An 11983-nucleotide genomic window follows, 5' to 3' on the forward strand; every position below is an offset into this window, starting at 1 on the left:
TTTGAAAACCCAACAAAAGGTAAAACGCAATATCAAATTTGTAAACCCTAATACGGACAATAAAAAATGTGTAAACCTAATGTAGGACAAACAGCAAAAAAATGTAAACTTTTTTCAGGACGAGGCAATGTATTGCAGCTTCAGTTCGGCAGACATTCTCGCCTGTGTTGAGACAAGTTCCCCGGCGACTAAAAAAATGGTGCTTCATCGGCTGACGAATATTGACCCGGCAGACCCAACGCTTCCTTTGACAATTACGCAGCTTATTGCACTTTTCAATATTGACGCCGGTTGCCGGTTATATATGGGTTGACTTTTTTTTTATTTGTAGCAGGACTTTTTAATTATGTGGACTCGTTTTTTATTAAGCATTTTGTTGACCCCACGCACGACAGGATTCAGCAGGCTGTGCTGCGGGACACTGACGCAAAGTTTTTGCTTTTTTACTTTTGACACTTTGTTTTGATTTTAAAATGCGGTAGACCCAACGCTCAGGTTTTGTTTTAACAACCATTTTTTTAAGTTGACTTATTGCACAACTCCCAAAGCAGCTAACATGGGCTTGGCACTATGTCGGCGGACTGTAACGCAGCCACTCAGCTTCAGTTAACTATCAGCTGTAGTTTGGGCAGGCGACGTTCTATCGGGCTGTTCGTTGTAGGTTAAACTTTTGTATATTTATTCAGCAATCGTTCCCGGCTGACGGTTTTTCAAATTCCGCCACATCGCCAAGCCCGGGGCGTTACCAGCAAGCGTATTGGACGATACAACAACAACTAAACGACTGACATAAACGAGAAAAAAGTAAACCATTTTGACAGGTGAACACAGACATAAAAACGATACAACAATTGGACAGCGAGTAAGCCGATACTCATTGCCGACCCTTCTGTGTTTTATTTTTTTTCCCACCGCTCAAAATATTTTGAAATTCTGCCAGCCCGCATTGGCACATTTGGTTTTGCCCCTACTCACAAGCCGACACACAGGCAAAACCAAAAGAGCCAATTTTGCCAACGCACCAAAGACCGAGTTCAACAACGAAAACAAGGTTTATTTTGCGTATTTTAACCGACTAAAAATTGTAAATATTTAAGTAAAAGTGAATCAAGACCCGGAACAAATAGCAAGAGATAACATTGACAAGCAATTGATTGCATGCGGCTGGGTTATTCAGGACAAAGACAAGATAAACCTGAATGCTGCTCTTGGTGTGGTTGTTCGCTATTATTTGACACAGGACGGAAAAGAAACAGACTACGTTTTATTCATTGATAAAAAGCCAGTTGGAGTAATTGAAGCAAAACGAGAAGAAGAAGGACACCGACTGACAACCGTTGAAGAACAATCAAACGAATACGCTAACAGCAAACTAAAATATCTGAATAACGACCCATTGCCTTTCGTGTATGAAAGCACAGGTGATGTAACAAGATTCACGGACTTTCGTGACCCAAAGCCACGTTCAAGACCAGTTTTTACTTTTCACAGACCTGAAACTTTCAGGACTTGGCTGAAGACTGAAAAATCACTTCGGGCAAGTTTGTTGGACATTCCTGTTTTGCAAACTGAAGGTTTGAGAGATTGCCAAATAAATGCTATTACGAAGCTGGAAAGTTCTTTCAAAGAATTTAAGCCCAAAGCTTTAATTCAAATGGCAACGGGTTCAGGTAAAACCTTTACTGCCATTTCTTTCATTTATCGTTTGCTGAAATTCACGGAAGCGAAACGCATTTTGTTTTTGGTTGATACCAAAAACCTTGGCGAACAAGCAGAACAAGAGTTCATGTCTTTTCTGCCAAATGACGACAACCGTAAATTTACTGAATTATATGGAGTGCATCGCTTGAAATCAAGCTATGTGCCTACCGACAATCATGTTTATATTAGCACCATTCAAAGGCTTTATTCAATTCTTAAAGGAACGGAGTTAGAAGAATCAGCCGAAGAAGAAAATCCAAATGAACGCTGGCAGCCTAAAGAACCTATGCCAGTTGTTTACAATGAAAAATTACCCATTGAATTCTTCGACTTCATTGTAATTGATGAATGTCACCGTAGTATTTACAATTTGTGGATGCAGGTTTTGCAATATTATGATGCTTTTCAAATTGGTTTAACTGCCACACCCGACAACAGAACTTTTGGTTATTTCAATCAAAATATTGTGAGTGAATATACCCACGAACAAGCCATTGCAGACGGTGTAAATGTTGGCTTTGATGTTTTTCTGATTGAAACACAAATCACACAACAAGGCGGAACAATCTGGAAAGGTGAATATGTAGAACGCAGAGAAAAACTATCAAGGAAAAAGCGTTGGGAACTGCAAGACGAAAACGAGAACTACACCGCCAATCAGCTTGACAAAGATATTGTAAACCCTAATCAAATCAGGCTTATCATCAAAACATTCAAAGAGCATTTGCCTGAAATTTTCCCCGACCGCTTCACGGACAAAGGAGAATTTGAGATTCCGAAAACTTTAATCTTCGCCAAAACGGATTCACATGCTGACGACATCATCAACATTGTGAGAGAAGAATTTGGAGAAGGAAATAGCTTTTGCAAAAAGATAACTTACCGAAACAAAGACGAAGACCCGAAATCGGTATTAGCTCAATTCCGAAACGACTATTTCCCAAGAATAGCTGTAACGGTTGACATGATTGCAACCGGAACAGATGTAAAACCTTTGGAATGTTTGCTTTTTATGCGTGATGTAAGAAGCAGAAACTACTTTGAGCAAATGAAAGGCAGGGGAACAAGAATCATTACCCTTGACGATTTAAGAAAAGTAACACCCACTGCTAAACACACCAAAGACCATTTTGTAATTGTGGATGCCGTTGGCGTAACCAAAAGCATAAAAAGTGATAGCCGACCATTAGAGAAAAAGCCAGGCGTTCCGTTGAAAGATTTATTGGGAGCTATTGCCGTTGGAAATCGTGATGAAGAATTGTTTTCTTCTTTGGCAAACCGTCTGACAAGATTAGAAAAGCAAATTACAGAGCAGGAAAAACAACAGTTCAGCGAAAAGGCAGAAGGCAAAACGCTAAAGCAAGTAGTAAATGAATTGTTGCAAGCCTACAATCCTGATGTGTTGGATGATTTGAAAGCCAAAGTTGAAACTGAAATGGCGGGAGAATCGCCAATGGCTAAAGAAAAAGCATTAAATAAATTGCATGACGAACTGAAAGAAAAAGCAGCAAATGTTTTTCATAGTAGTGACTTGCGGGAATATATAGATAATGTTCGCAGGGCACACGAACAAACCATAGACATAACAAACCCTGACACATTACTGAATAAAGGCTGGGCAACCGACAGCAAAGAAAAAGCCGAAAACCTAGTAGCAGATTTTAAAACTTGGATTGCTCTACATCAGGACGAAATAACCGCCTTACAGATATTCTATACTCAACCCTATCGTAGACGTGAACTGAATTACAAAATGATTCAGGAAGTATTGGATAAATTGAAATTGGAAAGACCATTATTGGCACCAATGCAGGTATGGCGAGCCTATGAGCAATTAGAGAAAGCAACAGGCAGCCCAAAATCTGAATTGATTGCGTTGGTTTCATTGCTTCGCAGAATTTCGGGAATTGATTCCACATTGATAGATTACTCAAACAAAGTGGATTTGAATTTCCGTGACTGGATTTTGAAAAAGAACGCAGGGCAGCACAACCGATTTACTGAAGAACAAATGCAATGGCTGCGTATGATTAAAGACCATATTGCCACAAGTATTCATTTAGATGCTGATGATTTAGACTACACGCCTTTTGATGCAAAAGGTGGCAAGGGTAAAATGTGGCAATTGTTTGGAGAGCAGATGGATGAAATTATTATCGAATTAAACGAAGCACTGGCAGCATAAAATGGCTAAAGACATTAACAAAAAAGCATTTGATGATGCAACAAAGCTAAAACTTGAAATATTCAGAGAATGTTTCAAAGAGTGGCTTCCTGTGTTTATACATAGCCCATTTGTTGAGAAGGTATTTATTTATGACTTCTTTGCCGGAAGCGGAATTGATTCTGAAAATAATCATGGTAGCCCACTTATTCTATTGGATGAAGCAAAAGGAGAAGACCAAATGTTTTGCAGTAAAGTTCCAAAAGGGAGAGTTGTTTTTGGCTACAATGAAAAGATTGAAACCAAAAGAACATTATTAGAAACAAATGTTACAAATCATTTGACTGAGTGCTTATCAAATTGCGGGAGAACTGAATGTGTTTACAATGTCGCTTATGGAAGTTTCGATTTCAAAGAAGTATTTGAAAGACCAACAGTTTCCACAATTCTAAATAATCCAAAATATGGAAAGTTCATTTTACTTGACCAATACGGATTTAAAGAAGTAGATAATGATGTTTTTAAAAAGCTAACAGAATCTCCAAGAACGGATTTCATATTCTTTATTTCTTCGTCATTCATCAGACGTTTCAAGGAACATCCTAATATTTTAAAGTATTTTGAAACCAACAGAATCAACTTTGATGAGAGCAAACCCAAAGAGTGCCATAAATATGTGGCAAATTATTTCCGAACGCTAATTCCAAAGAAAACCGAGTTTTACCTTCATCAATTTACAATCAAAAAGGGTTCAAACTATTACGGTTTAATTTTCGGTACTGGGCATACGTTGGGGATGGAAAAGTTTTTAAAAGTTTGTTGGGATAAAGATAAACTATCAGGTGAATCCAATTTCAGCATGTATAATGACTACCAACCAAATACACTCTTTTACACTGAAACAAATACAGTTCGAATCAATGATTATAAAGAGCAATTAAAAAAGTCTATTCTAACGAGAAAAATCAGCAATAATTTGGACGGTATGAAACATGCTTTACACAATGGTGTTCCAACAAGGGCTTATGTTGAAGTAATTGAAGAGATAAAAGACAAGATAGAAATAGTCGGAAAGTTCAATAAGAAAATTACTAATATTCATCGCTTAAATGAAAGTGATATTTATCAAATTAAAATCAAATAAACATGGCACAATCAAGCATAGAATGGACAGAAATGACTTGGAACCCGGTTACGGGTTGCGATAAAATTTCAGCTGGTTGTAAGTTTTGCTATGCAGAAGTTATGGCAAAAAGATTGAAGGCAATGGGTGTAGAAAAATATCAGAATGAATTTAAACTTACCATACATGAAGATGAATTGGATACGCCATACACTTGGAAAAAATCAAAAATTGTTTTTGTGAATTCAATGAGTGACTTATTTCACAAAGATGTTCCTATTGAATTTATTCGTAAGGTTTTCAGAGTGATGAAAGAAAATCCTCAACACGTTTTTCAGGTATTAACAAAAAGAGCTGATGTAATGCTCTATTATGATAAAGAAGGTTGGCTTGATTGGTCGCATAATATTTGGATGGGAGTTTCTGTGGAGAATGAAAAGGTAATGAAACGAATTGACCTATTGAGACAATCAAACGCAAGAACAAAATTTTTGAGTTGCGAGCCATTGTTAGGCCCTTTGCCAAAACTTAATTTAAAAGGCATTGATTGGGTTATTGTTGGTGGCGAAAGTGGAAGAAAACCAAGACCAATGAAAAAAGAATGGGTTTTGGATATAAAGCAACAATGCGAAAAAAAGGACGTGGCTTTCTTCTTCAAGCAATGGGGCGGCACAAACAAAAAGAAAACAGGCAACTTGCTTGACGGAAAGAAATATTTAGAAATGCCCGAATACGAACAAGAAGAATTATAGAATGATTGAGATAAAAGATTTACCAAAAGGCTGGACGATTGCCAAATTGGGCGATTTGGTAATTACCGAAAAAGGTAAAAAGCCAAAACGTGTCTCCAAAGAAATGACAAAGGAATGTTCTATTCCCTACGTAAATATTAAGGCATTTGAAAAAAATATTATTGATGAATACACCGATGGCGTTGGCTGTGTACTTTGTGAAGATGATGATTTTTTAATGGTTTGGGATGGAAGCCGTTCAGGGTATGTAGGCAAGGCAATTAAAGGTGCTCTAGGAAGTACATTAGTTAGAATAAAACTTCCATTGGTAAACCAAGATTTAACCTACTATTTTTTAAAATCCAAATTTATTGAAATCAACTCAAGGGCAAAAGGAGTTGGAATTCCGCATGTTGATCCTAATTTACTTTGGAATTACGATTTCCCCCTTTCCCCCCTCAACGAGCAAAAACGCATCCTTGCCAAACTCGAACAACTACTCACCGACCTTGATAAAGGCATTGAATATTTAGAAACCACCAAACAGCAATTAAAGGTTTATCGGCAGGCAGTTTTGAAATGGGCTTTTGAAGGTAATTGGGAATTAAAACCACTAGGTAAAGTTGCTATTGTTAAGCGTGGCAAATCAAAACACAGACCAAGAAACGCACCTGAATTATTTGGCGGCAAATATCCATTTATACAAACTGGTGATGTCAGAGCGGCAAATGGAAGAATAGTAAAAGAATATTCTGAAACATATTCTGATTTTGGATTAAAACAAAGTAAACTATGGCCTAAAGGAACACTCTGTTTGACAATTGCTGCAAATATTGCTGATACAGCCTTTTTAGGGTTTGATGCTTGTTTTCCTGATAGTGTTGTCGGAATTACTTCCGACCCAAGTGTTCTGAATCTTGAATATGTAAATTTTTACATTCAGAAAATAAAACAAGAAATTGAAGGTAAGGCTTCTGCAACTGCACAGAAAAATATTAATGTGGAGTTCTTAGAAGCACTTGAAATTCCAGTTCCAAACCCAATTCAGCAGGTAAAAATTGTTCATGATATTGAGAGCCGCCTTTCCGTTTGCGATAAAATTGAAGAAACCATTGAGAGAAGTTTGCAACAGGCAGAAGCTTTGCGTTTAAGCATTATCAAGAAAGCATTTGAAGGCAAACTCGTTCCGCAAGACCCCAATGATGAACCGGCTGAGAAGTTGTTGGAAAGAATAAGAGCCCTTCGACAAGCTCAGGGCAAGCACGGAAACGGAAAGCCTGAGAAGAAGGAGAAAGTGAAAACATCTAAAAGGAAAATATTAGTGAATGGGTAAAAAAACAGCCATACCAAAAAAGAAAGGTTCCGTCAATAAGCTAATGGATAAACCAAAGGATAAAGTAAAAATCATGGTTGGTTCAACTGTTTATGGTTTTGAAGACCAGCTTTCATCCATTATAGCTCAACTCAATACTATGGGTTTTGAAGTGCTCAATTCTCATCACGGCAGTATTAAAGTAAATCCTAAGCTATCCAATTTAGATAACTGCTTAAATGCTGTAAAGGAATGTGATTTATTCCTTGGTATAATTAGACCTTATTGCGGCACTGGAAACATCGGTGAAAAGAATATCACCTTTGAAGAAATAAAGGAAGCCATTCGTTTAGAAAAACCATACTGGTTTTTAGTTCATCGAGACGTAGTTTTTGCCAGAACGCTGTTAAAGAAAATGAAGAAGAAAAAAGGATGCGAAATTGAAATTACGGATAATAGATTCTTCGATGTACTGTCAATTGAAATGTATGAATACGTGATTAAGAATCATATTCCTATTACCCTCCGCAACGGAAATTGGGCACAGGAGTTTTATCGACTTGATGAAATGATGACATATATAATTGCTCAGTTTTCAAGTAAAGAGTTTATTGAAGAAGTAATGAACACTAAAAAAGTTGACCATGGAAAATAGTTTTATCATAGAAAATTTGCTGCAACAAAGCGAAGGTGTTCGACTTGAATTTAAAGCTAAACCTGATTTAGATACGATTGCTAAGGTGATTACATCATTTATAAATACGCAAGGAGGTGACCTTGTAGTAGGTATTGATGATAATAAAAATATAATCGGTGTTGAAAACGCAAACAACTTAGCCACAGAATTACAACATAAGTTGGTAGAGTGGATAAAACCAACTGCACCCATTTCAGTTCAACCTATCGGTTATAAAAGAAAGGATGTCATATTAATCAGTGTTTGGGAAGGAGCTAAAAAACCTTATCAATACAAAGGCACTATTTACAATAGAATTGGACAAGCAACAAAAGCAACAACTGCTGACAAGCTTCCAAAGTTAATTTCACAGCGTAAGCAATCAGATTTTAACTGGGAAAGAATGCCTGTATTAGGTGCTGAATTATCCGATTTAGACACAGCAGAGATTAAACAAACTATAAAGCTTTACAAAGAGTATAAAACAGATGCCAAAATAGATGATGTAGAAGATTTTTTGATTCAGGTTGGTTTGCTTCAAAACGGTAACATCACAAATGCTTGTATGGTATTGTTTGGTAAAAATCCTATACGTTTTATTCCTCAATCAAGAATCAGGCTTACTCTTTACCCTGCTAAAACATCAGGTAATCAGTTTATTGATGACAAGATGTTTGAGGGGAATATCTTTAAAAATATAACTGCCATTTTTGAGTATTTAGACATCGTTTACGGAAAAAGTTTGACAGTAAAGGGGCTTACACGAACTGATAAGCCTAACTATCCTGTGCTTGCACTACGTGAAGGTATTCTAAATGCAATGGTTCATAGAGATTATAATTCTATCAAAGGATTTCTGCAAGTTTCCATTTATTCAGACAGGACTGAAATAAGTAACTATGGTGCTCTACCTGATGGAATAACGGTTGCTGATTTAAAAGTGGAGCATCATTCCATACTTCGTAATCCTGATATTGCTCAAATGTGCTTTTATAGAAAATATATTGAAATGCTTGGAACAGGAACTCAAAGAATGATTAGAGATTGTAGGGAAAATAAATTTAAGAGTCCTGCATGGAAACAAAAAGAAAATACAACTACTGTTATTTTTCCCGGTGTTTCACATAATAGAAAGAATGAGGGAACAACTAAGGGAATAACTGAGGGAATAAGTAAAGGAGTTGTTACTAAAGTTGAGGGAATAACTGAGGGAATAACTGAGGGAATAACTAAGGATGTAAAAGATAAGATTCAAAAGATACTACTCGTGCTATACAAAGAAGGAGGTCTAAGAACAGTAGATATAGCTAGTCTTATTGATATTCCTGTAAAAAGTCTTGAAAGATATATTAAGCAATTACGTGATAGTGAAATTATTGAATATAGAGGACCTAAAAGAACAGGTGGATATTATTTAACTAAAAAAGCAGAAACTAAGATTAACCAATGAGCAACGAAAATACATCAGCAATAGTAAGTAAAGTTTGGAGTTTTTGTAATCCGCTAAGAGATATTGGCGTTGGTTATGGCGACTATCTGGAGCAACTTACCTATTTGTTGTTTCTGAAAATGGCTGATGAATTCAGCAAACCACCCTACAACAGAAAACTACCAATCCCAACAGAACACAATTGGGAAAGTTTGACTTCAAGGCGTGGTGATGAACTGGAACAACATTACTCCAAAACACTGAATGTGCTTTCAAGACAGAAAGGCGTTTTAGGACAAATTTTTGTTCAAAGTCAGAATAAGATTAAAGAGCCGGCCATGCTATACAAAATCATTGATATGATTGATAAAGAGCAGTGGGCAACACTTGGAGCAGATATAAAAGGAACCATTTATGAAGGACTTTTAGAGAAGAACGCAGAAGATACCAAAAGCGGAGCAGGTCAATATTTTACACCAAGAGCTTTAATTCGTGCAATGGTGGAATGTGTAAAACCTGAACCTATGAAAACCATTGCTGACCCTGCTTGTGGAACGGGTGGTTTCTTTTTGGCGGCTTATGATTTTATTGCAAAACAGAAATTAGACAAAACACAAAAGCACTTTTTAAAGCACAAAACCTTTTTCGGAAACGAAATTGTGCCTAATACTAGAAGAATGTGTTTGATGAATTTGTTTTTGCACAATATCGGTGATTTTGAAAGTGAGAACTTTATATCCCCTGCTGATGCTTTGATTTCAGACAGCGGTTTACGAGTTGACTATGTGTTAGCCAATCCACCATTCGGCAGAAAAAGCAGTATGACAGCTACCAACGAAGAAGGAGAACAGGAAACAGACGAACTCACTTACAACCGACAAGACTTTTGGGAAACATCGAGCAACAAGCAATTAAATTTTGTGCAGCACATCAGAACAATGCTGAAATCAACAGGACAGGCAGCCGTTGTTTTGCCCGACAATGTTTTGTTTGAAGGCGGTGCAGGTGAAACAGTCCGTAAAAAATTAATGGAAACAACCGACCTGCATACAATTCTACGCTTGCCGACCGGTATTTTTTATAGACAAGGCGTTAAAGCAAATGTGCTTTTCTTCGACAACAAACCAGCATCAAAACAGCCTTGGACAAAAGACATTTGGATTTACGATTTTAGAACCAACATTCATTTTACACTAAAAAAGAATCCCCTAAAACTTGAAGACCTGAGAGACTTCATTAATTGCTACAATCCCGACAACAGACACAAACGAAAAGAAACATATAACGCAAACACAAATCCCGAAGGACGTTGGCGAAAGTTTACATATGATGAAATCATCAACCGTGACAAAACATCGCTTGACATCACTTGGATAAAAGATAAATCGCTTGCCGACCTTGACAACTTACCCGACCCGGACGTTTTAGCAGGAGAAATAATTGAAAACCTTGAAGCAGGACTGGAAAGTTTCAGAGAAATAATGATTACGATAAATGGAAAGGACTAAAAGCCATCGCACAGGTGTAAGCACATTTGCAAGCCGCACAAGCCCAAGCACAGACCAAAGCTTGCAAAAGAGCTTCCACCTTTCCACCCAGAAAGAATTTCAAAATATTTTTTCCAACCCTTCAAAAAAAATAAAACACCCGACACGCAAACCAACCCGACAAAGACACTGAACCTCAATAACGACAATGGTTTGCAGACACGGTGGACAAGAACGCCAGCTGGTAACATGCATTTGGCGTCATGCGGGGTGAAGTGCTTAAATTCAAGTTCAGTTTTTCAATTTAACTTTAGTGCTGGTTTGACAGTTTTGTGCCCTGAAATCCCGCACGAGCGTGTAGCCCCGAACCGTTGTGCGTCAGCATTTCCGACCGCTATCGAAAACCAATTCTGACATATAAAATTTGATAAGTAAAAATTTACCAGAAAATTTTGTTTCCTAAATAAGAAACTTTTATCTTTGCTTAAAATATAATATTGAATGGATGATTACAAATTTCGGATTGAGTTTTTACAGGAAGCAAAAAACTTTTTGGACCAGCTTGACGAAAAAGCAAGAGATAAAATTATTTATAACATTTGGAAAGCTCGAAGCACAAATGACAAAGAGCTTTTCAAAAAACTGCAAGGCGAAATTTGGGAGTTTAGAACGAAATTTAACAAAACCTATTATCGACTTTTTGCATTTTGGGACAAGACCGATAAAAGTGATACAGTTGTAATTTCTACTCACGGACTGATTAAGAAAACTGACAAAATTCCGAAAAGTGAAATTGAACGAGCAGAAAAATCAAGAGAAAAGTATCTTAATGACAAAAATAAAAAGTAATGAAAACATATAGTTTAGAAGATTTAACCGACAAATACATCGGTAAAAAAGGAACAAAAAAGCGTGACGAATTTGAAAACGAACTTCGTCTTGACTTATTAGGACAAGCTATCAAACAAGCTCGACAAGAACGTAACTTGACACAAGAAGAATTAGGCGAACTTGTTGGCGTGAAAAAAGCTCAAATTTCAAAAATTGAGAACAGCACAACAGACGCAAGATTTACGACTATTTTGAAAGTTTTTGAAGCCTTGGGAGCGAGAGTGAACTTTAACGTAGAGCTAAATAAAAGAAAAATAGTGTACTAACAATATGCCGAACGCACAACAAAAGGCTTGGGCACTATGTCGGCGGACTGTAACGCAGTAGTTCGACTGTAGTTATCTATCAGCTGTAGTTTGGGCAGGCGACGTTCTATCGGGCTGTTCGTTGTAGGTTAAACTTTTGTATATTTATTCAGCAATCGTTCCCGGCTGACGGTTTTTCAAATTCCGCCACATCGCCAAGCCCG

General features: G+C 37.1%; 9 protein-coding genes. All 9 read left to right on the plus strand.

Features of this window, described 5'->3' with window-relative positions:
- The first annotated feature begins 1102 nt into the window (after positions 1 to 1102).
- A complete protein-coding gene (locus A0F92_RS07650; protein ID WP_068243812.1) occupies positions 1103 to 3886 on the plus strand; it encodes a type I restriction endonuclease subunit R in 2784 nt (927 codons plus the stop codon).
- Between the two features lies 1 nt (position 3887).
- On the plus strand, positions 3888 to 5009 hold the full coding sequence (gene tcmP / locus A0F92_RS07655; protein WP_068243817.1) for a three-Cys-motif partner protein TcmP: 1122 nt from the start codon (positions 3888 to 3890) through the stop codon (positions 5007 to 5009).
- A gap of 2 nt (positions 5010 to 5011) precedes the next feature.
- Positions 5012 to 5740 (plus strand): DUF5131 family protein, encoded by a 729-nt coding sequence (locus A0F92_RS07660; RefSeq protein WP_068243819.1) that lies wholly within the window; start codon positions 5012 to 5014, stop codon positions 5738 to 5740.
- A gap of 1 nt (position 5741) precedes the next feature.
- Positions 5742 to 7052, plus strand: a complete 1311-nt coding sequence (locus A0F92_RS07665) for a restriction endonuclease subunit S (protein ID WP_068243823.1) — start codon at positions 5742 to 5744, stop codon at positions 7050 to 7052.
- Positions 7045 to 7686 (plus strand): DUF4062 domain-containing protein, encoded by a 642-nt coding sequence (locus tag A0F92_RS07670; RefSeq protein ID WP_167516913.1) that lies wholly within the window; start codon positions 7045 to 7047, stop codon positions 7684 to 7686. The genes A0F92_RS07665 and A0F92_RS07670 overlap by 8 nt, the downstream gene beginning before the upstream one ends.
- A complete protein-coding gene (locus A0F92_RS07675; protein WP_068243824.1) occupies positions 7676 to 9157 on the plus strand; it encodes an RNA-binding domain-containing protein in 1482 nt (493 codons plus the stop codon). The genes A0F92_RS07670 and A0F92_RS07675 overlap by 11 nt, the downstream gene beginning before the upstream one ends.
- Complete coding sequence (locus A0F92_RS07680; RefSeq protein ID WP_068243831.1) at positions 9154 to 10644, plus strand: class I SAM-dependent DNA methyltransferase; 1491 nt, start codon at positions 9154 to 9156, stop codon at positions 10642 to 10644. The genes A0F92_RS07675 and A0F92_RS07680 overlap by 4 nt, the downstream gene beginning before the upstream one ends.
- A gap of 480 nt (positions 10645 to 11124) precedes the next feature.
- Positions 11125 to 11472 carry a type II toxin-antitoxin system RelE/ParE family toxin gene (locus A0F92_RS07685; protein ID WP_068243834.1) on the plus strand — a complete coding sequence of 116 codons (348 nt, stop codon included), beginning with the start codon at positions 11125 to 11127 and terminating at the stop codon, positions 11470 to 11472.
- Positions 11472 to 11780, plus strand: a complete 309-nt coding sequence (locus A0F92_RS07690) for a helix-turn-helix domain-containing protein (protein WP_068243837.1) — start codon at positions 11472 to 11474, stop codon at positions 11778 to 11780. The genes A0F92_RS07685 and A0F92_RS07690 overlap by 1 nt, the downstream gene beginning before the upstream one ends.
- The last annotated feature ends 203 nt before the right edge of the window (positions 11781 to 11983 follow it).

The sequence above is a fragment of the Hydrotalea flava genome (genome assembly GCF_001623405.1).
Taxonomy (GTDB): Bacteria; Bacteroidota; Bacteroidia; order Chitinophagales; family Chitinophagaceae; genus Hydrotalea; species Hydrotalea flava.